This is a genomic window from Escherichia sp. MOD1-EC6842, assembly GCF_002965705.1.
Classification (GTDB): Bacteria; Pseudomonadota; Gammaproteobacteria; order Enterobacterales; family Enterobacteriaceae; genus Escherichia; species Escherichia ruysiae.
In genome coordinates this window covers 77259-103453 of sequence record NZ_PTRF01000004.1, presented here as the reverse complement: position 1 = coordinate 103453, position 26195 = coordinate 77259, and the positions used below count along the sequence as shown (strand labels likewise).

Sequence of the window (26195 nt, the reverse complement as noted above, 5' to 3'; positions counted from 1 at the left end):
CTTAGCCCGGTTCGCCGGGCATCTTCTCATCAGAAGCGATAATCCACCGCCATAAAGTAACGACGACCGTCTTCGTTATAGCTGTAGTCATCACGGCTGAGATCTTTATCAGTCAGGTTCAGCACGCCCGCACGCAGTTTGACGTCTTTGGTCAACTGCCAGGCTGCGCCGGTATTCCAGATCGTATAGCCGCCCGGCGTTTTGGCCGTCGCGCTGTCGGCTCGTTTCTGCCCGGTATAGTGGCCAGAAACATAGAATGACCAGTCTTCGAGCGCCAGCGGTTTCCAGTCCAGCGTACCGTTAGCGGTATGGAACGGCAGGTCGGAAAGTGGTTTGTTTTCGCCATTGCTGACATCACGACCATCGTTATAGGTGTAGTTGAGTGACAGTTTCCATTCGTCATTGAAAGGAATTTTCAACTCCGTTTCCACGCCCTGAATCCGCGCTTTATTAACGTTGTAGTAGCTGAATACCGGTATGCGTCGCCCGTTCGCTCCCGTTTCAAAACCGACAAAGTTCTGGTAACCCGGTGCAGCGTTAACGTCAGACGTGCGGCTGATGCTAATACGATCTTTCACATCGTTGCGGAAAACGGTAACGCTGGATTCAACCCCTTCCAGCCAACCATCTTCGCCCATATAGTAAAGCCCCAGCTCCCAACTTTCGCTGGTTTCTGGTTTCAGATCCGGGCTACCCACAATCTTACATGCGCCACGGCAGGAATTGCTCGTCCAGTCAGGGCTAAGTTGCAGCAGAGAAGGCGCTTTAAAAGCTGTCGCCCAGCCACCTTTCACGGTAACGGTGTCGGTAGCGTTATAGACCAGATAGGCACGCGGGCTCCAGTGATCGCCGTAAGTTTCGTGATCGTCCATACGCACGCCGGTCGTCAGCGCCAGCGGCTCAAAGATCCGCCATTCATCTTCCACAAACAGCGCGTACTGGCTGGCAGACGTTTTGGAACTGGTGCCACCGGTCAGGTTTACTGCATCACTAAGTTTGTCGTGACGCCATTCACCGCCAACCGTGACAAACTGATTAATCGCCGTCAGCGGCAGCGTGTATTTGCCATCAACGGTATTGCTTTCAGAGGTAATTGGGCTGCTGTTGCCAGGGTTTTTGTTTTCGACTTTCTCGCCGTAGTATTTCAGTTCGCTGGTGCCGTAATCCCAGCGACCATTATGGCTGACAGAGTAGTTCTGGCGTTCCAGGCGGTTTTTGTCCAGCGAGTCGGAATCACGATCCTGACGGTCGAAACCGTAACCGGCGGTAAAATCGTGATTTTGATTCGGCGTCCAGGCAAATTCGACATTACCGTCGCGGCTGGAGAATCCTTCAATACGCGGAGTCTCTCCGGTATCGGTGGTGGTTGAGTTTTGCGGGTCATCCTTTTCACGTTTAGCCAGGCTGCCGTAGGCTTTCATTCCCAGCACACCATCAATTAATGGCCCACTGGTGAAGAACTGACCATTGTATGTGTCACCACGATCGCGATGTTCCTGAATGGTGGTATCGATCGTAACAGTGCCCGACCATTTCTGACCGATTTTTTTAGTGATGATATTGACCACGCCGCCGAGCGCATCAGAACCGTACAACGAGGACATCGGGCCACGTACCACTTCAATACGTTCGATGGAATCAACCGGGATCCAGTTCAGATCGAAGTCATTGTGACGAAAGACAGCATTGCGGGAGTTAACGCGTTTACCATCGACGAGAATCAGCGTGTAGCTGCTGTCCAGGCCACGAATACTGACGCCCTTGCGGTTATCCCCTTCGTTAGTCAGTTGTACGCCCGGCACTTCTTTGAGGACATCCTTCAGATTCTGTACTGGTTTACGCTGCAGGTCTTCCTGGGTAATGACGCTGATACTTGCAGGTGCATCTTTAAGGTTTTGTTCAACAGAAGATGCTGTGACAACCATCGTCTCGCCATCATCATCAACCGCCAACACAGGCCATGCACAAGAAATTGCGGACAAACACAGCCCGACCCGTACGAAAGGGTTCAACCTAAACATTCCATATCTCCATGAGGTAACTACGAAAATAAAATGGGTTATCGCTCACATCTTCTTCACGTCCCCTTGCGTACGGCAGCATCGCGGTGGACTTTTTTGTATGCAGGTGATCATCCCAGAAAGCTTGAACAGTCTCTGATTTGTCAGCCTTTTTTGATTTCGGCGTAACGATAATGCAAACGATAACAATTATCAATCCAAATATTAAATTTTATATCCTCGTGTTTTATCAGGGAAATAGAATTGAAAAAGCCCTCTCGGTTGAGAGGGCTTAACAAGGAAGGGTGGAAACTTATTTCTTATCGTTCTGCGGGAACTTCATTTCGCTGTAACGCACGAAGTGGGTTCCTTTAATCAACTTGTAACCAAACCAGATGGCCAGGAACAGCGGGATACCAATATACGTTGCCGCTACGCCGCCCCAGTCGATGGTATCTTTCAGGAACGCCTCGTAGTTCTGGCCCAGGGTAATAATCAGACACAGAATGAAAGCGAAGATCGGTCCCAACGGGAAAAAGCCCGAACGGTACGGCAGGTCGTTAATGTCGTGTCCCTGCAATACATAGCCGCGACGGAAACGATAGTGGCTGATAGCAATCCCCAGCCAGGCGATAAAGCCTGTCATCCCGGAGGTGTTCAGCAGCCACAAATACACCGTCTGGTTACCAAACATGGAGGTCAGGAAACACAGACCGGCAATCACCGTCGTGGCATACAGCGCGTTACGCGGTACACCGCCACGTGACAGTTTGGCGAAAATACGCGGCGCTTTTCCGTCACACGCCAGGGTGTACAGCATACGGGTAGACGCGTACATACCGGAGTTACCCGCCGACAGTACTGCTGTCAGAATGACCGCGTTCATCACCGCCGCCGCAGAAAGCAGCCCCGCGTGCTGGAACACCAGCGTGAACGGGCTGACGCTGATGTCTTTCACATCGTTACGCAGCAGGCTTGGATCGGTGTACGGAATGATCAGGCTGATGATCAGAATCGCAAACACATAGAACAGCAGGATTCGCCAGAATACCTGACGCACCGCACGCGGAATATTTTTCCCAGGATCTTCAGATTCGCCCGCTGCAATACCAATCAGTTCGGTTCCCTGGAAGGAGAAACCAACAATCATTGCCACGCCGATCATCGCCGCAAAACCACCGGCAAACGGTGCTTCACCTATCGTCCAGTTGCTCCAGCCCACAGGCTGCGCACCTTTGAAGATACCGATAATCATCATCACGCCGACGACGATAAAGATAATCACTGTCGTGACTTTGATCAGTGAGAACCAGTACTCCGCTTCACCAAAGCCTCTGACCGAAATGTAGTTCAGCAGGAAAATGACGCCAAGGAACAGCGCACTCCAGATCCAACCGGGAACATCCGGGAACCACCAGCTCATGACCAGCTGCGCAGCCACCAGGTCAACGGCGATAGTCACCGCCCAGTTGTACCAGTAGTTCCAGCCCAGCGCGAAGCCAAAGCCCTCTTCCACATAGTTCTGACCGTAAGTCGCAAACGAACCAGAAACCGGCATATACGCCGCCAGTTCGCCAAGACTGGTCATCAGGAAGTAGACCATCAGGCCAATCAAAATATACGAGAGCAGCGCCCCGCCCGGACCTGCCTGAGAAATCGTTGCGCCAGAGGCAACAAAAAGACCCGTACCGATGGAGCCGCCAATGGCAATCATCGTCAGGTGACGCGCCTTTAATTCACGGCGTAAGCCCGGCGCTTCTGTTGTTTTAGTTTCGGAAACCATACAAAAATGCTATCCATCTTAAAAATGAGGCGCGATTGTAGCAGACGATTTGCAATCCTTCCGGTAGAAATGCGCTTTTATAAGAGACCTTCATGATCGCCCAGGAATTATAAGTAAAGCAGTCTATCTCTTTTCTGGCGAATGCATGACGCTGGCGCTGCGTCACGAAATTGACACAGCACCAGCATGTTCCTGTACCGCAATTTAACGCGGCACATTAGCGGGATCGCAATAGTCCAGAAAGCGCCGTAGCGCGTTGGAAAGGTGTTTTTGCCGATGATGGATACGCCACAACGTACGCATCAGGCGCGGTAGAGGGACAGCAACTTCACTTAATGTGCCAGCCTGTAATTGATCTTCAATTACCCGTCGCGACAGGCAACTAATTCCCAACCCATGACGCACCGCATGTTTGATAGCCTCGGAGTTACCTAATTCCATCGCCATCTCAAATTTCGGTAAATGTGACAGCAACAGATAATCGACAATTTCCCGCGTGCCGGAACCGCGTTCGCGCAGGATCCACGGCGCAGCGGCCAGTTGTTCTAAGGTGACCGGACCACGAGCCAACGGCGAAGTCGGCGCGGCAAAAACCACCAGCTCGTCTTCCAGCCACGGCTCAGAAATGATTTCAGTGCTGTGGCATGGCCCTTCAATAAAGCCAATATCAACGCGGAAATCCAGCACTGCCTGCATCACGTCCTGGCTGTTACCAACGCTAAGTTCAATCGGCAACTGCGGGTAATCATGGCGATAACGGGCGATAACGGCGGGCAGTATGTAATTACCAATGGTGCTACTGGCATAGACACGAATCGCGCCGTTGTCTTCGCGAAACAGTTGTTCGATTTCGACGGCCTGTTCCAGCAACGCCAGCGCACGCGGATAGAGCAGCCGCCCGTGTTCATTAACAACCAGTCTTTTCCCCACGCGATCAAACAGTTGCACGCCTAGCTGCCCTTCCAGATCGGTCAACGCCGCGCTCACTGCTGATTGCGACAACGCCAGCATCACCGACGCCTGGGTGGTGGATCCACTTTTCAATACTTCTGCAAAAACTTCCAACTGCCGGAGGGTGATGTGCATAGTCGCTTACCACTTATAAAGATTAATTATAAATATATAATCAATTTTATTTTTAAACCAGTTAGTCGTAACCTTATGCCCGGATAAAGGAGAGGGTTATGACGAATATCACCTTACAGAAACAACATCGTACACTGTGGCATTTCATTCCGGGGTTAGCCCTGAGTGCAGTTATCACCGGGGTCGCCCTGTGGGGTGGTTCCATTCCCGCTGTTGCGGGTGCCGGGTTTAGTGCCCTCACTCTCGCAATCTTGTTGGGGATGGTTTTAGGCAACACAGTATATCCGCATATCTGGAAAAGCTGTGACGGCGGTGTGCTGTTTGCCAAGCAACATTTACTACGTCTGGGTATTATTCTTTACGGTTTCCGTTTGACGTTTTCACAAATTGCCGATGTCGGTATTAGTGGGATCATCATTGACGTGTTGACACTGTCCAGCACCTTCCTGCTGGCCTGCTTCCTGGGGCAGAAAGTGTTTGGCCTGGACAAGCACACCAGCTGGTTGATCGGTGCCGGTAGCAGTATTTGTGGTGCTGCGGCGGTACTGGCGACTGAGCCGGTAGTGAAAGCAGAAGCCAGTAAAGTGACTGTGGCTGTCGCAACCGTGGTTATTTTCGGAACCATCGCGATTTTCCTCTACCCGGCAATGTATCCGCTGATGACCCAATGGTTTAGCCCGGAAACGTTCGGTATCTACATTGGTTCTACCATGCACGAAGTGGCGCAGGTAGTGGCAGCTGGTCATGCCATCAGCCCGGAAGCTGAGAACGCAGCAGTTATCTCCAAAATGCTGCGCGTGATGATGCTGGCTCCGTTCCTCATCCTGCTGGCGGCACGTGTTAAACAGCTGTCTCCTGCGAATGGCGGCGAGAAAAGCAAAATCACCATTCCGTGGTTTGCCATCCTGTTCATCGTGGTTGCCATCTTTAACTCGTTCCACCTGTTACCGCAGAGCGTGGTGAACATGCTGGTAACGCTGGATACCTTCCTGCTGGCAATGGCGATGGCGGCGCTGGGTCTGACCACTCACGTCAGCGCGCTGAAAAAAGCCGGGGCGAAACCTCTGCTGATGGCACTGGTACTGTTTGCCTGGCTGATTGTTGGTGGTGCTGCGATTAACTATGTAATTCAAAGCGTCATCGCATAAACCACTACATCTTGCTCCTGTTAACCCGCTATCATTACCGTTTTCCTCCAGCGGGTTTAACAGGAGTCCACATATGAAATACATTGGAGCGCACGTTAGTGCTGCTGGCGGTCTGGCAAATGCCGCAATTCGCGCCGCCGAAATCGACGCTACCGCGTTTGCCTTGTTCACCAAAAATCAACGTCAGTGGCGTGCCGCACCGCTCACGACGCAAACCATCGATGAATTCAAAGCCGCCTGTGAAAAATATCACTACACGTCGGCGCAAATTCTTCCCCACGACAGTTATCTGATTAACCTCGGTCATCCGGTCGCTGAAGCTCTGGAAAAATCACGCGATGCGTTTATAGATGAAATGCAGCGTTGCGAACAACTGGGACTTTCTTTGCTCAACTTCCACCCAGGCAGCCATCTGATGCAGATTTCAGAAGAGGATTGTCTGGCGCGCATTGCCGAATCCATCAATATTGCGCTGGATAAAACACAAGGCGTGACAGCGGTGATTGAAAATACCGCCGGTCAGGGCAGCAACTTAGGGTTTAAATTCGAACATCTCGCGGCGATTATCGACGGCGTGGAAGATAAATCCCGCGTCGGCGTCTGCATTGATACCTGCCATGCATTTGCAGCCGGGTATGATTTGCGTACTCCAGCCGAATGCGAGAAAACGTTCGCAGATTTTGCCCGTATTGTCGGCTTTAAATATCTGCGCGGGATGCACCTCAACGATGCGAAAAGCACCTTTGGCAGCCGCGTTGACCGCCATCATAGCCTCGGTGAAGGCAATATCGGTCATGATGCGTTCCGCTGGATCATGCAGGACGACCGTTTCGACGGCATTCCGCTGATCCTTGAAACCATCAACCCGGATATCTGGGCAGAAGAGATCGCCTGGCTAAAAGCACAACAAACTGAAAAAGCGGTAGCCTGAAGATGAATAACCGGGAAAAGGAGATCCTTGCAATTTTACGGCGTAACCCGCTGATTCAGCAAAATGAAATTGCTGACATGCTGCAAATTAGCCGTTCGCGCGTTGCAGCGCATATTATGGATTTAATGCGCAAAGGGCGGATTAAAGGCAAAGGTTACATTCTCACCGAGCAGGAATACTGCGTCGTGGTGGGGACAATCAATATGGATATTCGCGGGATGGCGGATATCCGTTACCCACAAGCGGCTTCTCATCCCGGTACGATTCATTGTTCGGCAGGCGGCGTTGGGCGCAATATCGCCCACAATCTGGCGCTGTTAGGCCGCGACGTCCATTTACTCTCTGTGATTGGCAATGATTTTTATGGCGAGATGCTCTTAGAAGAGACGCGCCGTGCTGGAGTGAATGTCTCTGGCTGCGTTCGTTTACATGGTCAAAGCACATCAACGTATCTGGCAATTGCCAATCAAGACGAACAAACCGTATTGGCGATTAATGATACTCATCTGCTGGAACAGTTAACGCCGCAATTATTGAACGGGTCACGTGATTTACTTCGTCATGCGGGCGTAGTACTGGCAGATTGCAACCTGACTGCCGAGGCGCTGGAGTGGGTCTTTACCCTCGCCGATGAAATTCCGGTATTTGTCGATACCGTTTCAGAATTCAAAGCGGGCAAAATCAAACACTGGCTGGCGCATATTCACACCCTGAAACCCACTTTACCGGAGCTGGAAATTTTGTGGGGAAAGGCGATCACCAGCGATGCTGACCGAAATGTCGCAGTGAATGCGTTGCATCAGCAAGGTGTTCAGCAACTGTTTGTTTATTTGCCCGATGAATCCGTTTATTGCAGCGAAAAGGATGGCGAACAATTTTTGCTGACCGCGCCAGCGCATACGACAGTCGATAGTTTTGGTGCTGACGATGGTTTTATGGCGGGCCTGGTATATAGCTTTCTTGAAGGATACAGTTTCCGCGACAGCGCCCGTTTTGCGATGGCCTGCGCGGCAATTTCGCGCGCCAGCGGCAGCATAAATAACCCTACCCTGTCTGCTGATAACGCGCTTTCATTAGTGCCGATGGTGTAACAATGCTGCCGGATGCGACGCTTGACGCGTCTTATCCGGTCTTATTATCAACACTTAGTGGGTTTTGATGTAGCCGCGAACGCACTCTTCGACTAATCCCCAGAACCAGTCGGTATCAATAGTGATGCCGACTTTGGTATTGGCGGGCTTGCCAAGAACGCCCAGCTCGTCGCAGACGGTACGCCCGTAGCAAGGGCCGCTATTAACGTCCACTTCGACATACATTTCCTGGGTTTTAATGCCATCAGAGTTGATCAGATAACCTATGCAGGTGGCGTCATGTACCGGGCCGCCAGCCAGGCCGTAGTTTTCGAACTGGGTTTTGAGGGTGAAATTCATGATGTCACGGAACAGTTCGCCGGCAGGGCCACCGGCCCTTTCCATCCGCGCAATCACATCCGGGGTACACACGGTCTGGTTAGTGAGATCCAGGCCCATCATCACCAACGGAACGCCGGAGGTGAATACCACGCGTGCCGCTTCTGGATCAGCAAAAATGTTGAACTCGGCAGACGGCGTGAAGTTACCTGTACCATAAGCGCCGCCCATCAGCACAATTTCACGGATTTTTGGCAGGATTGCGGGCTGCATACGCATCGCCACCGCGATGTTTGACAGCGGCCCCACCGGCACCAGAGTGATATCGCCTTCGCTTGCCATCAGGGTATCAATGATGTATTTCACCGCATGGGTGCTTTCAGCCTGGCGGGTCAGCGGTTCGAACACCGGGCCATCCAGACCGGTTTCGCCATGAATATTATCGGCAACGATTTGTTTGCGCATAATTGGCTGCGGCATCCCCGCATAAACCGGAACATTAATCTCCAGTTTCTGACAAACATTCAGACCATTAATTAATGTTTTATCAAGCGTCTGATTACCCGCCACAATGGTGATACCTAATAAATCAATCGCCGGATGTTTCGCGGCCATCATTATGGCAATAGCATCATCATGACCCGGATCACAATCCAGAATAATTTTCCTCTTTTCCATTGTTTATTTCCTCTGTTTCAGTTGCGTTATTTTTTGCTACAACAAAGAAATTTCCACCGGCCGATGATTGAATCTTAACAACAGCGTACGTATGCTAAATATGAGAAATCTCATAGCGGATAAACATCGTGAAAGAAATCCACAATAATGAACTTAAGCAGCAACTGATTAGTGAGTCCGCATTTAATGAGTGCTTTTTAACGGATGTTTCAGCCGATACGCGGCTGTTTCATTTTTTAGCGCGTGACTACATTGTGCAGGAAGGGCAACAGCCGTCCTGGCTATTTTACCTGACGCGAGGCCGCGCCAGGCTTTACGCCACGCTTGCCAATGGGCGCGTGTCGCTGATTGATTTCTTTGCCGCGCCCTGTTTTATTGGCGAGATTGAGTTAATCGATAAAGACCATGAACCACGTGCGGTGCAGGCTATTGAAGAGTGTTGGTGTATTGCACTCCCCATGAAACATTACCGCCCGTTGTTATTAAACGACACGCTATTTTTACGAAAACTCTGCGTCACCTTAAGTCATAAAAATTATCGCAATATTGTTTCTTTAACTCAGAATCAATCATTTCCATTAGTGAATCGCCTGGCAGCATTTATATTACTCTCGCAGGAAGGTGATCTTTATCACGAAAAGCATACGCAAGCGGCAGAGTATTTAGGCGTTTCTTATCGACACCTCTTATATGTTCTCGCACAATTCATTCACGACGGTTTATTAATTAAAAATAAGAAAGGGTATCTCATTAAAAATAGAAAGAAGTTGTTGGGACTGGCGCTGGAGATGGACCCGGAGAATAAATTCTCCGGGATGATGCAGTAAAAATGATTTGCAATAGCGCGATTACCGGATGCGACGATTGATGCGTCTTATCCGGCCTACAAATCGAGCATTACGCCAGCCCAATAAAGAACCCGGCAATGGTCGCACTCATCAGGTTGGAAAGCGTCGCAGCTGCCAGCGCCCGTAAACCAAGCTGGGCGATTTCCGGCGCCCGTTTTGGCGAAATAGCCGAGAACGCCCCAACGACAACACCGATAGAACCAAAGTTAGCAAAACCACAAAGCGCAAAGGAGATAATGGCAACAGTTTTCACGTCCAGCGTGCCGCCCGTTTGCAAATATGGCGAGAAACTCAGGTAAGCGACAAATTCGTTAATCGCCAGTTTCTGCCCAATCAGGCTACCCGCAAGGTTGGCATCACTCCAGTCCACGCCCATGATCCACGCCAGCGGTGCCAGTACATAGCCAAAAATACTTTCCAGAGAGGCATTGGCAAAACCAAACCAGCCGCCAATTCCGCCGATAATGCCGTTAATCAGCGCAATAATCGCCACAAACGCCATCACCACCGTCGCCACACCTGCGGCTATTTTCAGTCCGGTCATCGCACCATTCGCCGCTGCTTCGATAAAGCTTTTTGGCGGCGTTTCGCTGAACGACAGATTTTCAAATGTCACCTGTGAAGGCTCGGTTGCCGGGCTAAGAATACGTGCAAACAAAATACCGCCAGGGATCGCCATCAGCGATGCCGCTAACAGATAGTCAATTGGCACGCCCATTCCGGCGTAACCAATCATCATCGAACCGGCAATAGACGCCATGCCGCTACAAATTGCGGTAAACAACTCGTTGCGATTCATACGATCAATAAACGGTTTTACGATCGCCGGGATCTCGTTTTGCCCAAGGAAAATGGTGGTGACCGCGACAAAAGATTCTATTTTGCTGATGTTGAGGGCTTTCTGGAAAATACTGCCAAGAATGCGAATCAGGAGTCCCATCACGCCAATGTAGTACAGCAGACTGATGAGCGCAGTAACGAAAATAATCGCCGGAAGTACGCGAAAGGCGAAGATAAAGCCCGCGCCATCAAACAGGACATCCATTTTCGGCCCAACCAGCGAACCAAAAATAAAGGCGCTACCCGCATCGCTGTAGGACATGACTTTATGTACGCCCAATGCCGCCTGCTCTACAGCCCATTTTCCCGGTGGGAAGTAGAGCATTATGCCGCCAATGGCGATTTGCAGCAGCAGCGCGGCTCCAACCGTGCGCAAACTGATGCTCTTTTTATTCACTGACAACACAAACGCTATTGCCAGTAACACCACCATCCCCACAACACTTCTCATTATATCCATAATGATTTTCCCTTCATGCCCATAAACCCGGCGCCAGCGCCAGGTTTCGGTTTGTATGATGAGTACGGGCGACGGCTTTCTGCCCGTCAGAAATTAACCCGCGAGACGCTGGTATTCTTTGGCAATTTCGCTCGCCAGAATGGCGTTGTTAAACACCAACTGGATGTTGGATTTCAGGCTGTCGCCACCGGTCAGTTCTGCAACGCGTGCCAGCAGGAACGGCGTGCTTTCTTTACCGATTACACCTTGCTCTTCAGCTTCGGCAACTGCCTGATCAATTGCAGCGTTAATACTTTCTTCCGGCATCGCAAACTGTTCCGGAATTGGGTTTGCCACTACCAGGCCACCGTTCAGACCGCTTTGCCATTTCACCGCCATCGCACGGGCAATTTCGCTGGCGCTGTCGAGACGGATGCTGACTTCAAACGGGCTGGTGCGGCAGAAAAACGCTGGTAATGCTTTGGTCTGATAGCCAATTAACGGCACACCGAAAGTTTCTAAATATTCGGTGGTTAAGCCTAAATCGAGAATAGATTTTGCTCCGGCACAAACTACGGTGACATTAGTGTGCGCCAGTTCCTGTAAATCGGCGGAAATATCGAAGGTATTTTCCGCTCCGCGATGAACACCGCCAATACCGCCAGTGGCAAATACTTTAATTCCGGCAAGCGCCGCAATAATCATGGTGGAAGCCACGGTGGTTGCGCCATTTTTTCCGGCGGCAACAACAAAAGGTAAATCGCGACGGCTAACTTTCGTTACGTTATGTCCTTCACGACCCAGCAATTCAATTTCTTCTTTGCTTAAACCCACTTTCATCACGCCGCCAATAATAGCGATAGTGGCTGGTACAGCGCCCTGCTTACGAATTGTTTCTTCAACTTCAATTGCGGTCTGGGCATTTTGCGGGAACGGCATCCCGTGAGAGATAATGGTCGATTCCAGCGCCACAACCGGTTTTTTGTTTTTTAAAGCGTCCTGCACTTCCGGGGAAATTTGTAATAATTCAGGGGAAATTTTTAATTCAGACATTCTGCGTTCTCCACTAACGATATAACGTTGGCAATCGATAAATCAGGGTTATTGGTGTATTCACAGGAGAGCGCCATTGACGAACATCCCTGTGCAAAACGAACAGATTCGGCAAACGGCATCCCGTCTACCCAACACGAAGCAAGTCCCGCCATCATGGCATCGCCCGCTCCGGTAACGTTAATGACATTGGTTTTAATCGGTGCAGACCAGCCGCTTTCGCCGCTGATATCACTATAATAAACACCATCACCACCCATGCTCAGAACCAGTCGGTTCAGGCCATGTTGATGGAACCAGGCGGCAACCTTTGCTACATCTTCACGCCCGGAAAGCGCAATCCCGCTCAGGGTTTCCGCTTCAAGACGGTTTGGCTTCAGGGTATGAATTTGACTTAATCGCTCGCGTACTTTGACGCATTTCCAGGCCGAAACCGGATCGACAAATACCGGTACGCCAGCGGCATTATCCAGAATCCAGACCAATGTCTCTTCACTGATATTACAGTCTGCGACAATGACCTTTGCCCCCTGAATAAATTCACGGTGCTGTGCGAGATATTCCGCTGAAATACAGTTACTAATATTCATGTCATTTATAGCAACCAGCATTTCACCGGTATTATCGAGTAATGATAAATAGCTCGATGTATTTTCCCCAAGCACAATAAGGCATTTATCGACATAAACACCGGAGTGATTGGTTTGTGTCAGGAGCGATTGACCATAAAAATCACTGCCTACGGCGCTCAGTAGCCAGGCTTTGTTTCCCAGCAACGCCAGATTTTGTGCGATATTGCGCCCTACTCCACCGGGAGTAAATTTTATTTTCCCTGGATTGGAATCCGCATAATTTAATGATTCACGTGAATATCCGGCGACATCAATATTCGCCGAACCTATAATTACGACATAATCCTTTTCGCGCATAGCACGTCCTCTGGTAAAAAATTACCAACCCTTTCAATCCACAAGAATAGAGATAACTGCAAAGACGGTTTAAACATGTGTTCATATTTAAACATGTGCTCATAGTATGCATGTTTTACTTAAAGTAAATTACCGCCAGAGGGGCAAAATGAGCAGATTTGAACAGGCTCACAAAACGCTATTATTGGCGGTTTTAGAAAAAGCGAAGAAATTGTGAAGTGATGCACAGAATGGAAACAATAAAAAAGGGCAGAAATTAATCTGCCCTTGAGGAAATGACGTTACTGTTTGATGAGAGTGTCAGCTTTCTATTGGAAAATAAAACCATTCAAAATCATAGAATTGCCGTCAACAATTTATCACTCACCTTGCACTCATCAAATGATACAGGGCAGAAAATTTCTGCCCTGTAGTTCACGTTTTATTATGCTGCTTTCGCCATAACGTCCGCTTCCGGACGTTTCAGGAAGGCATAAGCCAAACCCGCCACCAGCGTACCAGCAATAATTGCCACCAGGTAACCCAGTACCGGCGTAATGGCGCCTGGGATCAGCAGAACAAACAGACCACCGTGCGGTGCCATCAATTTCGCACCAATCGCCATTGAGATTGCGCCAGTCAGCGCCCCACCAACGATACAGCACGGCAGCACTCGCATCGGATCACGGGCAGCAAACGGAATTGCACCTTCCGAAATAAAGCACAGGCCAAGTACCAGAGCCGCTTTACCGCCTTCCTGCTGCGCTTTGTCGAATTTGCGACGCGCCACCATTGTTGCCAGACCCATTGCCAGCGGAGGCACCATACCTGCCGCCATAATCGCCGCCATCGGGCCATAGGTTTGGGTACTCAGCAGACCCACACCGAATGCATACGCTGCTTTGTTTACCGGACCGCCCATGTCAGTACACATCATGCCACCGAGGATCGCGCCCAGCAGAACCGCATTCGCAGTACCCATGGTTTGCAGCCAGTGAGTCAGACTTTCGAGGATGCCAGCAACCGGTTTACCGATCAGGTAGATCATCGCCAGACCGACCACCAGACTGGAAATCAGCGGAATGATCAGAATCGGTTTCAGCGCCTCCATACTCTGTGGCAGTTTCAGTTGCGTACTGATTAACTTCGCGATGTAACCCGCCAGGAAGCCCGCAATGATCCCGCCAATGAAGCCAGAACCTGTGCTGACCGCCAGCATACCGCCAATCAGACCCGGCGTGAGACCCGGACGATCGGCAATAGAGAAGGCAATGTAACCCGCCAGTACCGGCACCATCAGCGCAAAGGCTGAACCACCGCCAATCTGCATCAGCGCCGCCGCCAGCGTCCCCTGCTCTTTAAACGCTTCGATACCAAAAGCAAAGGAAAGCGCGATACACAGACCCCCCGCAACCACCATTGGCAGCATGTAGGAAACGCCCGTCAGCAGGTGACGATACGCGCCTGCACTCTCTTTCTTACCTTCAGTGGTCGCCGTTTGAGCTTTACCCGCTGGTTCGTAAGGCGTCGCTTCAGCAACCGCTTTATCCAGCTCCTGAGCCGTTTTCTTCAGCGCCAGACCGGTAGAGGTGCGATACATTGGTTTACCGGCAAATTTCGCCAGATCCACTTCGATATCTGCTGCCACAATCACCAGATCCGCTGCTGCCACTTCTTCAGGCGTGATCGCGTTACCCGCACCAACGGAGCCACGGGTTTCAACTTTCACCCACCAGCCACGTTTTTTCGCTTCGGTTTCAATGGCTTCAGCCGCCATAAAGGTGTGTGCTACGCCAGTTGGGCAAGCAGTCACCGCAACCACGCGTTTCGGGCCACTGGCGACAACCGGTGCTGTCGCAGCGACCGGCGCAGTGTAAGGCTTCGCATGGCCTTTGGCTTCACTCAGGAATAGCTCAGGATGCGCGACTGCGCGGGAAATATCGCCCAGCCAGACATTTTTACCGTTCAGCGCGCTGTCGTTCGGGATGGAATCACCCAGAACAATCGCCATTTCAGCGTCGTTCGGATTGTCGATGATTTCCAGTTTTGCTTTTCGCGCCGCCGCGCCCAGCAGGGTCTTCGCCATATAGGCGCGTGCCTGACCGAGATTAGCGTCAATAATCAGCAGCGTTTTCATTATGCCTCTCCTGCTGTCAGTTAAAAGGTTGTAAGTCGACGCGCGCCATCATTGCGGCCAACTGCGGACGATCGGTAATACCCACATTGCTTTGACTGACCGCCAGGGCTGCAACAGCCGTTGCCAGACGCAGTGTGTGTTCACTGGATTCACGCATCAGCAAGCCATAAATGAGGCCGCCAACCATGGAATCCCCTGCGCCAACAGTGCTTACGACATCGACTGACGGTGGTTTGGCGATCCATTCGCCGGAGGCATTAACCCAAAGCGCGCCTTCGGCACCCAGTGAAATGACGACATGCGCGATACCTTGTTCACGTAGCGCATGTGCAGCTTCAATGACATCTTTCATTTCAGGCAGTTTACGGCCTGCCCAGATTTCCAGCTCGCGACGGTTAGGTTTCACCAGCCACGGTGCCGCTTTCAAACCTGCCACTAATGCTTCGCGGCTACTATCAAAGATAATGCAAGGACACTGACTACGCAGGCGAGTCATCCAGTCGGTGAATGCTTCCGGGCTGACGCCTGACGGTAAACTGCCGCTGACACAGACCATATCGAACTGACCGAGCCAGCTCAGAGAATCAGTCACAAAGCGTTCCCAGTCTGCTGGAGTGACTTCAAAACCCGAGAAATTGAGGTCAGTAACTTCGCCGTCTTTTTCCGTCAACTTAACGTTAATACGGGTACGCCCCTGTACAACCTGGAAACGGTTGGCAATGCCCAGCTCGCTGAACAGTTGCTGAAATCCGTCCTGATTGTCTTTACCCAGAAAGCCGCCAACGGTGACATCAATACCCAGATCTTTCAGAACTTTGGCAACGTTGATACCTTTACCCGCCGCATGAAGACCGGTGGTTTTCACCAGGTTCACTTCGCCGCGTTCAATTTCCGGGCAGAAACCAACAAGGTCATACGCCGGATTGAGGGTGATCGTAGCAACACGTCTGCTCATTACGCGCCCTCCCCAAGACCTGCGGCGATGGCGTCGCCAATTGCCTTCAGTGCCTGTTCAGCATCCGCCCCCTGGGCGGTAAAGCGCAGGCGATGACCTTTCTTAACGCCAAGTGCCACAACTTTCATCAGACTACGTCCGTTTGCCGGTTTGCCGGTGCCATCAAGGTTTGTCACGGTAATATCACTGTTAAATTGTTTAATGGTATTGACCAGCATGGTGCCTGGACGAGCATGCAGGCCGTGTTCGTTGCGCACCACAAACTCCGCGCTTAACACGTCGTCAGTCGGCGCATCATCGCTGGTCAGCAGTGCCAGCAATGTTGCCGCATCCGCTTTCAGCAAACGGTCAGCTTTATTGTCGAGTAACAGATCGGCGAGACGCTTAAGAACCGCGACGGGCTGATCGTCATTCATTGCCACACTCACCAGCATGGCTGCCGTTTCGCCCTCCACATCAAAAGCATTTGCCGCGCGGCTTACCGCAATCGCGCTACGCAGGTTGCCTTCGGCGCTATCGCTCAGCCAGATGCCCTGTCCGAGATTCAGAGGTTGTTCATTGATGGCTTTAGTGACGAAGGTGGCGTCAACGGCACCCGCTTCTTTCAGACGTGCAGCGTTCAGCGCCTGCAGAGTCAGCAGATCGCTGGCGACAATATCCAGCGTCAGCATTTCGTTATCGAGTTTCAGCTGCTCACTCTGCTTTTCGCCCATCAGCAATGCGCGAAGTTCTTCTGCTGTCGTTGCTGACTTCAGTTGTTCAGCAACGGAATCATCGCTTAGCACGTGGGTCAGCTGGCGCAGCAGGCCCAGGTGTTCGTCCGAGCTGGCGGCAATACCGATCGCCACGTACGCTACCTGACCGTCACCCCAGGTGACGCCTTCCGGGAACTGAAATACCTGAACGCCGGTTTTCAGCACCTGATCGCGGGTGTCGGTGGTGCCGTGAGGAATAGCAATACCATTGCCGAGGAACGTTGAGGTTTGCTGCTCGCGCGCCAGCATGCCATTGACGTAGCCTTCAGCTACATTACCGGCCCGCACCAGCGCCGCAGCGACCTGGCGAATCGCCTCTTCTTTGTCTCCGGCCTTTTCGCCCGGATGGATGTCCTGTACGGATAACTGGAACATAGTTCTCCTCTCTTGCTGAATTGAAACGATTCAGCTTCTATGAGAAAAAAAGCGCCAACCTGGCTTACGGTTAAAGACAAGATCGCGCTGAAACGTTTCAATAAAGCATAATACTTCTGTTTCAGCACGCAAGGGAAGCTGTAAACTTATGACCAAAATTTTGATGCGCTGCACAATTTTTTGTCATTTTTCCTAATTGCTGACGGGAAAACTCGTTGCCATCAATTTAATTTCAGCAGCGTCAGCAGACAATCAACAAGAGTGAAATGGCATTTTGATTATTCGTGGCGAGTTTGATTTCACTGACTGTTTATTTTCTGACAAGCAGCGTAAACTCCGCGTCTCCATCTTTCAGTGATCGACCAGCATGCATAACTCCCCCGCAGTCTCCAGCGCGAAATCGTTTGACCTGACATCGACGGCGTTTTTAATCGTTGCCTTTCTCACCGGTATTGCGGGCGCTCTGCAAACCCCGACGCTCAGTATATTCCTTACCGATGAAGTGCACGCCCGTCCGGCGATGGTGGGATTCTTCTTTACCGGCAGTGCTGTCATCGGGATTCTGGTGAGTCAATTTCTCGCCGGACGCTCTGATAAGCGCGGCGATCGTAAATCACTGATTGTCTTTTGCTGCCTGTTAGGCGTGCTGGCCTGCACCCTTTTTGCCTGGAACCGCAACTACTTTGTTTTGCTGTTCGTTGGTGTCTTTCTTAGTAGCTTTGGCTCTACCGCCAACCCGCAAATGTTTGCTCTCGCCCGTGAGCACGCTGACAAAACCGGGCGTGAAGCGGTGATGTTCAGCTCTTTTTTACGCGCTCAGGTTTCGTTGGCATGGGTCATTGGTCCGCCGCTGGCTTATGCCCTGGCGATGGGGTTCAGCTTTACGGTGATGTATCTCAGCGCAGCAGTGGCGTTTATTGTCTGCGGCCTGATGGTGTGGTTATTTTTACCGTCGATGCAAAAAGAGGTTCCGCTGGCGACCGGCACGGTTGAAGCGCCGCGCCGTAATCGTCGCGATACGCTACTGCTGTTTGTCATTTGTACGTTGATGTGGGGGTCAAATAGCCTGTACATCATCAACATGCCACTGTTTATTATCAACGAATTGCATCTTCCCGAGAAACTGGCGGGCGTGATGATGGGAACCGCCGCAGGCCTGGAAATCCCGACCATGTTGATCGCGGGTTATTTTGCCAAACGTCTGGGTAAGCGTTTCTTAATGCGCGTTGCCGCCGTGGGTGGCGTCTGTTTTTACGCAGGTATGCTGATGGCGCATTCACCTGTCATTCTGTTGGGCTTGCAGCTGCTGAATGCTATTTTTATTGGCATTCTGGGTGGCATCGGGATGCTCTATTTTCAGGATCTGATGCCCGGTCAGGCGGGTTCAGCAACCACGCTCTATACCAATACCTCGCGTGTGGGCTGGATCATCGCGGGGTCAGTGGCGGGCATAGTCGCCGAAATCTGGAATTATCACGCCGTGTTCTGGTTTGCGATGGTGATGATTATCGCCACTCTGTTCTGCTTACTGCGGATTAAAGATGTTTAAGGCGCGGTCAGTATTTCCAGATCGATAAGCCAGGTCATCGCCTGCTGACGCGTGTTACCGCACATTTCAGCACTGGCTTGTAAACCTGCGCAAACTTTCGGACGTAGCGGCGAAGTAAAAATTTTACAACGTTGCTGTTCATCAAGCTGAATGCAGGGCGTATTGGCGGGCTTGCCATCTGGCATACCGGGTATAGGGCTGGAAATTGAAGGGGCAGTGCAACACGCCCCGCAACCCGGACGGCATTCCATACGTTGTTCTCTTAAGGTTAACCACCGGATTGATGAGCGCGCACAGTACCACCTTTTTTGCACCAGCAAAAGTGCGAATACCACTTGCCTGAAAGGCTCGTCGCGAGTAGTTTGACGCGATATTTTTGACATTTTCGATAACAGGAATTTTTCGATGCCAAGAGCGAACGAAATTAAAAAAGGTATGGTACTGAATTACAACGGCAAATTGCTGCTGGTTAAGGATATTGATATTCAGTCTCCCACCGCCCGTGGTGCCGCTACGCTGTACAAAATGCGTTTTTCTGATGTCCGTACCGGGCTGAAAGTGGAAGAACGCTTCAAAGGCGATGATATCGTTGACACCGTAACGCTGACCCGTCGTTACGTTGACTTCTCCTACGTCGATGGCAACGAATATGTCTTTATGGATAAAGAAGACTATACCCCGTATACCTTCACTAAAGATCAGATCGAAGAAGAGCTGCTGTTTATGCCGGAAGGCGGTATGCCGGATATGCAGGTTCTGACCTGGGACGGTCAACTTCTGGCGCTTGAACTGCCGCAAACCGTTGATCTGGAAATTGTTGAAACCGCACCGGGCATCAAAGGCGCGTCTGCCAGCGCCCGTAACAAACCGGCGACATTGAGCACCGGTCTGGTCATTCAAGTACCAGAATACTTAAGCCCAGGCGAAAAAATTCGTATCCATATCGAAGAACGCCGCTATATGGGTCGTGCTGACTGACTTCAGCCAGATATCAGAAAAGGGATGGCTCAGACTGTCCCTTTTTTAATTTATTATACCAATCTTCTATTTTGCGCTTCCTGAACATCGTTCTCCCGCAATATTCACCACTAAATTGATCGCCCTCACACTTCATCGCATTAACAATCCAGACCAATTTCAATTGCTGTCATATAACTTTACACTGTCGTTGTTAATTAATCGTTACTAAGACGTGACTCCTATGAATACAATCGCCTCCGTTACGCTCCCGCAGCATGTACACTCGCCCCGCTACGATCGGCAACAATTGAAATCTCGTATCGTTCATTTTGGATTTGGAGCCTTCCACCGTGCGCATCAGGCGCTATTAACCGACCGTGTGCTGAATGCCCAGGGCGGCGACTGGGGGATCTGTGAAATCAGCCTGTTCAGTGGCGATCAGTTGATGAGCCAGCTTCGCGCGCAGGATCATTTATACACCGTGTTAGAGAAAGGCGCAGACGGCAACCAGGCTATTATTATTGGAGCCGTTCGCGAGTGCCTGAATGCAAAACTGGATTCCTTAGCGGCGATTATTGAGAAGTTTTGCGAGCCGCAGGTGGCGATTGTTTCCCTGACGATTACCGAAAAAGGCTATTGCATCGACCCGGCTACCGGCACACTCGACATCAGCAATCCACGTATCGTTCACGATCTTCAAAGTCCCGAAGATCCTCACTCCGCGCCAGGCATTCTCGTCGAAGCACTAAAGCGCCGCCGTGAACGCGGCCTTGCCCCGTTTACCGTGCTCTCCTGCGACAACATTCCCGATAATGGCCATGTGGTGAAAAACGCGGTGCTGGGGATGGCGGAAAAACGTTCGCCAGAACTTGCGGAATGGATAAAAGATCACGTCAGCTTTCCGGGAACCATGGTAGACCGCATTGTCCCGGCAGCAACAGACGAATCACTGGCGGAAATTAGCCAGCATCTGGGCGTGAATGATCCCTGTGCGATTAGCTGCGAGCCGTTTATCCAATGGGTGGTGGAAGATAACTTCGTCGCGGGGCGCCCTGCCTGGGAAGTCGCTGGCGTGCAGATGGTCAATGATGTTCTGCCGTGGGAGGAGATGAAACTGCGTATGCTTAATGGTAGTCACTCTTTTCTCGCTTATCTGGGTTATCTCGCAGGATTCGCCCATATCAGTGATTGTATGCAGGATCGCGCATTTCTCCATGCCGCCAGAACATTAATGCTGGATGAGCAAGCGCCGACGCTGCGGATCAAAGATGTCGATTTAACACAATATGCGGATAAGTTAATTGCACGTTTTGCTAACCCGGCGCTGAAACATAAGACCTGGCAAATCGCGATGGATGGCAGCCAGAAATTACCGCAGCGTATGCTGGCAGGCATTCGCATACATCTGGCGCGCGGAACGAACTGGTCATTGTTGGCATTAGGCGTTGCTGGCTGGATGCGCTATGTGAGCGGTGTTGATGATGCCGGAAATGCTATTGATGTTCGCGATCCGCTTAGCGATAAAATTCGCGACCTGGTCGCGGGCAGCAGCAATGAACAACGCGTAACCGCCCTGCTTTCCCTGCGTGAAGTTTTCGGTGATGACCTGCCAAATAACCCGCATTTTGTGCAGGCTATCGAAGAAGCCTGGCAACAAATCGCGCAGTTTGGGGCGCATCAGGCGCTATTAAACACTCTCAAAATTTAACGATTTCTGCGGTTAAAGCGGATGAAGCCCGTCTTCGTCCGCTCTCCCCTTCTCTTTTCTGCCTTTTTTAGCCAGGATTAACGCACAGTTAACTTATCAGAGTATTGCGGAGCCGCTGTGACCAGGACCAACCTCATCACCGGTTTTCTCGGCAGCGGGAAAACCACGTCGATTCTTCATCTATTAGCCCATAAAGATCCCAACGAAAAATGGGCGGTGCTGGTTAATGAATTTGGAGAAGTCGGAATTGATGGCGCTTTGCTCGCCGATAGCGGCGCATTGCTGAAAGAGATCCCCGGCGGCTGCATGTGCTGCGTTAATGGTTTACCCATGCAGGTAGGTCTGAATACCTTACTGCGTCAGGGAAAACCAGACCGCTTGTTGATAGAGCCAACCGGGCTGGGCCATCCGAAACAGATCCTCGATCTGTTAACCGCACCAGTTTATGAACCGTGGATCGACTTGCGCGCCACGTTGTGTATTCTCGATCCACGCCTGCTGCTGGATGAAAAAAGTGTCAATAATGAAAACTTCCGTGACCAGTTGGCTGCCGCAGACATCATTGTCGCCAATAAATCCGACCGCGCGACGCCCGAAAGCGAGCAAGCGTTGCAACGCTGGTGGCAACAAAATGGTGGCGATCGGCAATTAATTCACAGCGAACATGGGCAAATTGAAGGTCATCTTCTGGATTTACCCCGTCGCAATTTAACTGAGTTGCCTGCCAGCGCCGCCCATTCACATCAGCATGGCGTGAAAAAAGGGTTAGCGGCGTTAAGCCTGCCAGAACATCAACGCTGGCGTCGCAGTCTGAACAGCGGACAAGGACATCAGGCCTGTGGCTGGATATTCGACGCTGATACGGTGTTCGACACCATCGGCATTCTGGAATGGGCACGACTTGCACCAGTAGAGCGAGTGAAAGGCGTTATGCGCATTCCGGAAGGCCTTGTGCGAATCAACCGTCAGGGCGATGACCTGCACATTGAAACGCAAAACGTTGCACCACCGGATAGCCGTATTGAGCTGATTTCCAGTAGCGAAACTGACTGGAACGCCTTACAAAGCGCGCTGTTGAAGCTTCGTTTAGCGACCACCGCGTAAGGTTGCCTGCGTTTTTCAGTAAGATAATTAGAGAAAATATGATTAAAAATTTGCCGCAAATAGTGTTGTTGAACATTGTCGGCCTCGTGCTGTTTCTTTCCTGGTACATACCCGTTAATCATGGATTCTGGTTATCGATTGATACGAATATTTTTTATTTCTTTAATCAGAAACTGGTCGAAAGTAAGGCCTTTTTGTGGCTGGTTGCATTGACCAACAATCGCGCTTTCGACGGTTGTTCACTGCTGACGATGGGAATGTTGATGCTGAGTTTCTGGCTGAAAGAAAATGCCCCTGGCAGACGACGTATCGTAATTATTGGTCTGGTCATGCTGTTAACCGCAGTGGTATTAAACCAGCTGGGTCAGGCATTAATTCCGGTAAAACGGGCCAGCCCGACATTAACCTTTACAGATATTAACCGCGTCAGCGAACTGCTACCTGTACCCACGAAAGATGCATCACGAGATAGCTTTCCCGGCGATCACGGCATGATGTTACTTATTTTTTCCGCCTTTATGTGGCGCTATTTCGGAAAAGTCGCAGGTCTTATCGGCATTATTATTTTTGTGGTTTTTGCATTTCCCAGAGTAATGATTGGCGCGCACTGGTTTACCGATATCATTGTCGGCTCCATGACCGTGATATTGATCGGTTTACCCTGGGTGCTGTTGACGCCATTAAGTGATCGATTAATCACCTTTTTTGACAAATCACTACCGGGAAAAAGCAAACATTTCCAAAACAAATAACTCACAGTAATTAACATCATCAGGTTTATTTTTATAGTAAGGATAATCCTGATGATGCGCACGATTGCTTTCATTCATCGAATACAATGCTCATTCTTTAAGCAAATGAATAGGTTGCATGTTTTTCGCACAATCGTTCTTTAATTGACCAATCCCACTTATTAACTTTCTGTATCACTTTTTCTTATAAAAAATCATGTAAAACCGCTCGCCAAGACCGCGCCAATCGGGTAATCTCGGACTCGTTTTGCCTCGGCGTTAAATTATCCTCACAGCATATAATTTTGTGCGTTAGTCCACAGATTTGGCCTTAAGGAATTGTTTCAACATGCCCAGGTAATTAGTCTCGTGTCGCTTGGCATTTTTTATAACGATATTTATCGTTAAGGACTTCAAGGGAAAACAAACAACATGGTCAAATCTCAACCGATTTTGAGATATATCTTGCGCGGCATTCCCGCGATTGCAGTAGCGGTTCTGCTTTCTGCATGTAGTGCAAACAACACCGCAAAGAATATGCATCCTGAGACACGTGCAGTGGGTAGTGAAACATCATCACTGCAAGCTTCTCAGGATGAATTTGAAAACCTGGTTCGTAATGTCGACGTGAAATCGCGAATTATGGATCAGTATGCTGACTGGAAAGGCGTTCGTTATCGTCTGGGCGGCAGCACCAAAAAAGGTATCGATTGTTCTGGTTTCGTACAACGTACATTCCGTGAACAATTTGGCTTAGAGCTTCCGCGTTCAACGTATGAACAGCAGGAAATGGGGAAATCAGTTTCCCGTAGTAATTTGCGTACAGGCGACTTAGTCCTGTTCCGCGCGGGTTCAACCGGACGCCATGTTGGTATTTATATCGGTAATAATCAGTTTGTTCACGCATCCACCAGCAGTGGTGTAATTATTTCCAGCATGAATGAGCCGTACTGGAAGAAGCGTTACAACGAAGCACGTCGGGTTCTCAGCCGTAGCTAATAAATCGTTTGGATGCAATCCCTTGGCTATCCTGACGAGTTAACGAAAAGCACTGCTTAGGCAGTGCTTTTTGGTTTTTCTCATCCGAGAAAATGATGTTTCCACATCTTGAACCAGGCTATAGTCCCGTCATTCTTTCCTTTTAGTGTTGTCGTATTTTCAGGATATTATCGGAACCATGTTCATACGAGCTCCCTCTTCTGGACGTAAGATCCTGCTCACCTGCATTATTGCGGGCGTGATGATTGCGATACTGGTCAGCTGCCTTCAGTTTTTAGTGGCCTGGCATAAACACGAAGTCAAATACGACACCTTGATTAGCGACGTACAAAAATATCTCAATACCTATTTTGCCGACCTGAAATCCACCACTGACAGGCTCCAGCCGCTTACCTTAGATACCTGCCAGCAAGCTAACCCGGAGCTGACTGCACGCGCAGCATTTAGCATGAACGTGCGAACGTTTGTGCTGGTAAAGGATAAAAAGAGCTTCTGTTCTTCTGCAACTGGTGAGATGGACATCCCACTCAGTGAACTGATTCCGGCACTAAACATCGGCAAAGATATTGATATGGCAATATTGCCAGGCACACCGATGGTGCCCAATAAACCAACGATCGTCATCTGGTATCGTAACCCTTTATTAAAAAATAGCGGCGTTTTTGCAGCATTGAATCTGAACCTGACGCCGTATATTTTCTATAGCTATCACCAGCAAGATTTCAACGGTATCGCGCTCATTATTGGTGATACTGCGCTATCGACTTTTACGTCGCATTTGATGAACGTCCGTGAGTTAACCGGCACGCCGGTACGTGAAACCAAAATTGCAGGCCTTCCGCTGACCGTTCGGCTTTATGCTGATGACTGGACATGGAACGATGTGTGGTACGCGTTTCTACTGGGTGGTATGAGTGGAACTGTCGTTGGCCTGCTCTGCTATTACCTGATGAGCGTGCGCATGCGCCCAGGCAGAGAAATTATGATGGCCATCAAACGTGAGCAATTTTACGTGGTGTATCAACCGGTGGTTAATACGCAAACACTGCGGGTAACTGGCCTGGAAGTACTGCTACGCTGGCGTCACCCGGTAGTGGGTGAAATTCCCCCGGACGCCTTCATTCACTATGCCGAATCGCAAAAGATGATTGTACCTCTCACCCAGCATCTGTTTGAGCTGATTGCTCGTGATGCCGCAGAATTAGAAAACATACTGCCGGTGGGCGTGAAATTTGGCATTAACATCGCGCCGGATCATCTGCACAGCGAGAGCTTTAAAGCAGATATCCAAAAACTGCTCACTTCCCTGCCCGCACACCATTTCCAGATTGTGCTGGAAATTACCGAGCGCGATATGCTGAAAGAGCAAGAAGCCACGCAACTCTTCGCCTGGCTGCATTCAGTCGGCGTAGAAATTGCTATTGATGACTTCGGCACCGGGCACAGCGCGCTTATTTATCTGGAACGTTTCACGCTCGATTACCTGAAAATTGACCGTGGCTTTATCAACGCCATAGGTACGGAAACGGTCACCTCACCCGTACTTGACGCGGTGCTGACGCTGGCGAAACGTCTCAATATGCTGACAGTTGCTGAAGGGGTCGAAACACCGGAACAGGCGCGCTGGCTGCGCGAACGTGGCGTTAATTTCCTGCAAGGTTACTGGATTAGTCGCCCCCTGCCGCTGGATGATTTTATCCGCTGGCTGGAGAAACCTCATACGCCACAGTGGTAAGGTGTGCGTGCGTCCCTTATTATTCATAGTGAAAGTATGCCGGATTGCGGCTAATGATGAGTAA

At 50.5% G+C, this 26195-nt stretch carries 22 protein-coding genes; 11 read left to right on the top strand and 11 right to left on the bottom strand.

The annotated features are described in order from the left end of the window. Positions 1 to 29: 29 nt before the first annotated feature. The 3 genes from cirA to yieE form a co-directional block, all read right to left on the bottom strand. Positions 30 to 2021: a catecholate siderophore receptor CirA gene (cirA, locus tag A7Z29_RS06285; RefSeq protein ID WP_000489214.1), complete on the bottom strand. Its 1992-nt coding sequence runs from the start codon at positions 2019 to 2021 to the stop codon at positions 30 to 32. Between the two features lie 292 nt (positions 2022 to 2313). Further along, positions 2314 to 3783: a lysine-specific permease gene (gene lysP, locus A7Z29_RS06275; RefSeq protein ID WP_000253268.1), complete on the bottom strand. Its 1470-nt coding sequence runs from the start codon at positions 3781 to 3783 to the stop codon at positions 2314 to 2316. Positions 3784 to 3987: 204 nt separating this feature from the next. Continuing rightward, on the bottom strand, positions 3988 to 4869 hold the full coding sequence (gene yieE, locus A7Z29_RS06265; RefSeq protein ID WP_000548303.1) for a DNA-binding transcriptional regulator YeiE: 882 nt from the start codon (positions 4867 to 4869) through the stop codon (positions 3988 to 3990). A gap of 98 nt (positions 4870 to 4967) precedes the next feature. On the opposite strand from yieE, the gene A7Z29_RS06260 reads away from it, so the two are divergent. The 3 genes from A7Z29_RS06260 to A7Z29_RS06250 all read left to right on the top strand — a co-directional run bounded on the left by A7Z29_RS06260 (position 4968) and on the right by A7Z29_RS06250 (position 8039). After that, positions 4968 to 6017, top strand: a complete 1050-nt coding sequence (locus A7Z29_RS06260; protein ID WP_032225697.1) for a YeiH family protein — start codon at positions 4968 to 4970, stop codon at positions 6015 to 6017. 73 nt (positions 6018 to 6090) lie between these two features. Continuing rightward, complete coding sequence (gene nfo / locus A7Z29_RS06255; RefSeq protein ID WP_000873880.1) at positions 6091 to 6948, top strand: deoxyribonuclease IV; 858 nt, start codon at positions 6091 to 6093, stop codon at positions 6946 to 6948. Positions 6949 to 6950: 2 nt separating this feature from the next. After that, the gene (locus tag A7Z29_RS06250) at positions 6951 to 8039 is read left to right on the top strand and encodes a sugar kinase (RefSeq protein WP_105289953.1); all 1089 of its coding nucleotides are present in this window, start codon (positions 6951 to 6953) and stop codon (positions 8037 to 8039) included. 54 nt (positions 8040 to 8093) lie between these two features. On the opposite strand, the gene rihB is transcribed toward A7Z29_RS06250, so the two are convergent. Next, complete coding sequence (gene rihB / locus A7Z29_RS06245; protein WP_000415410.1) at positions 8094 to 9035, bottom strand: ribosylpyrimidine nucleosidase; 942 nt, start codon at positions 9033 to 9035, stop codon at positions 8094 to 8096. Between the two features lie 128 nt (positions 9036 to 9163). Here rihB and A7Z29_RS06240 point away from each other — a divergent pair, with 128 nt between their 5' ends. Continuing rightward, positions 9164 to 9862: a transcriptional regulator YeiL gene (locus A7Z29_RS06240; RefSeq protein ID WP_032225701.1), complete on the top strand. Its 699-nt coding sequence runs from the start codon at positions 9164 to 9166 to the stop codon at positions 9860 to 9862. Between the two features lie 70 nt (positions 9863 to 9932). Here the strand turns inward: A7Z29_RS06240 and A7Z29_RS06235 are convergent, their stop codons facing one another. The 6 genes from A7Z29_RS06235 to fruB form a co-directional block, all read right to left on the bottom strand. Further along, complete coding sequence (locus A7Z29_RS06235; RefSeq protein ID WP_000353890.1) at positions 9933 to 11183, bottom strand: NupC/NupG family nucleoside CNT transporter; 1251 nt, start codon at positions 11181 to 11183, stop codon at positions 9933 to 9935. 93 nt (positions 11184 to 11276) lie between these two features. After that, complete coding sequence (gene psuG, locus A7Z29_RS06230) at positions 11277 to 12215, bottom strand: pseudouridine-5'-phosphate glycosidase (RefSeq protein ID WP_001292473.1); 939 nt, start codon at positions 12213 to 12215, stop codon at positions 11277 to 11279. After that, on the bottom strand, positions 12203 to 13144 hold the full coding sequence (locus A7Z29_RS06225; protein WP_105289952.1) for a pseudouridine kinase: 942 nt from the start codon (positions 13142 to 13144) through the stop codon (positions 12203 to 12205). The genes psuG and A7Z29_RS06225 overlap by 13 nt, the downstream gene beginning before the upstream one ends. Positions 13145 to 13568: 424 nt before the next feature. Continuing rightward, positions 13569 to 15260 (bottom strand): PTS fructose transporter subunit IIBC, encoded by a 1692-nt coding sequence (gene fruA, locus A7Z29_RS06220; RefSeq protein ID WP_105289951.1) that lies wholly within the window; start codon positions 15258 to 15260, stop codon positions 13569 to 13571. Positions 15261 to 15276: 16 nt separating this feature from the next. Next, on the bottom strand, positions 15277 to 16215 hold the full coding sequence (gene fruK / locus A7Z29_RS06215; RefSeq protein ID WP_000091270.1) for a 1-phosphofructokinase: 939 nt from the start codon (positions 16213 to 16215) through the stop codon (positions 15277 to 15279). Continuing rightward, positions 16215 to 17345, bottom strand: a complete 1131-nt coding sequence (gene fruB / locus A7Z29_RS06210) for a fused PTS fructose transporter subunit IIA/HPr protein (RefSeq protein ID WP_000487271.1) — start codon at positions 17343 to 17345, stop codon at positions 16215 to 16217. The genes fruK and fruB overlap by 1 nt, the downstream gene beginning before the upstream one ends. Positions 17346 to 17712: 367 nt before the next feature. Between fruB and setB the strand changes: the two genes are divergently transcribed. After that, complete coding sequence (gene setB / locus A7Z29_RS06205; protein WP_032225709.1) at positions 17713 to 18894, top strand: sugar efflux transporter SetB; 1182 nt, start codon at positions 17713 to 17715, stop codon at positions 18892 to 18894. Here the strand turns inward: setB and A7Z29_RS06200 are convergent. Continuing rightward, positions 18891 to 19145, bottom strand: a complete 255-nt coding sequence (locus A7Z29_RS06200) for a YkgJ family cysteine cluster protein (protein ID WP_024165195.1) — start codon at positions 19143 to 19145, stop codon at positions 18891 to 18893. The genes setB and A7Z29_RS06200 overlap by 4 nt on opposite strands. Before the next feature lie 154 nt (positions 19146 to 19299). On the opposite strand from A7Z29_RS06200, the gene yeiP reads away from it, so the two are divergent. From yeiP to A7Z29_RS06170, 6 genes are all read left to right on the top strand, one after another. Beyond that, on the top strand, positions 19300 to 19872 hold the full coding sequence (gene yeiP / locus A7Z29_RS06195) for an elongation factor P-like protein YeiP (protein WP_001136827.1): 573 nt from the start codon (positions 19300 to 19302) through the stop codon (positions 19870 to 19872). Positions 19873 to 20095: 223 nt separating this feature from the next. Next, positions 20096 to 21562 (top strand): mannitol dehydrogenase family protein, encoded by a 1467-nt coding sequence (locus A7Z29_RS06190; protein WP_105289950.1) that lies wholly within the window; start codon positions 20096 to 20098, stop codon positions 21560 to 21562. Positions 21563 to 21679: 117 nt separating this feature from the next. Beyond that, entirely contained in the window at positions 21680 to 22666 is a 987-nt protein-coding gene (gene yeiR / locus A7Z29_RS06185; RefSeq protein WP_000198832.1) for a zinc-binding GTPase YeiR, read from the top strand. 38 nt (positions 22667 to 22704) lie between these two features. Continuing rightward, positions 22705 to 23418: a Kdo(2)-lipid A phosphotransferase gene (lpxT, locus tag A7Z29_RS06180; RefSeq protein ID WP_010347233.1), complete on the top strand. Its 714-nt coding sequence runs from the start codon at positions 22705 to 22707 to the stop codon at positions 23416 to 23418. A 411-nt stretch (positions 23419 to 23829) separates the two neighbouring features. Then, positions 23830 to 24396, top strand: a complete 567-nt coding sequence (gene mepS / locus A7Z29_RS06175; protein ID WP_000241011.1) for a bifunctional murein DD-endopeptidase/murein LD-carboxypeptidase — start codon at positions 23830 to 23832, stop codon at positions 24394 to 24396. A 178-nt stretch (positions 24397 to 24574) separates the two neighbouring features. Then, positions 24575 to 26131 (top strand): cyclic di-GMP phosphodiesterase, encoded by a 1557-nt coding sequence (locus A7Z29_RS06170; RefSeq protein ID WP_105289949.1) that lies wholly within the window; start codon positions 24575 to 24577, stop codon positions 26129 to 26131. Positions 26132 to 26195 lie beyond the last annotated feature (64 nt).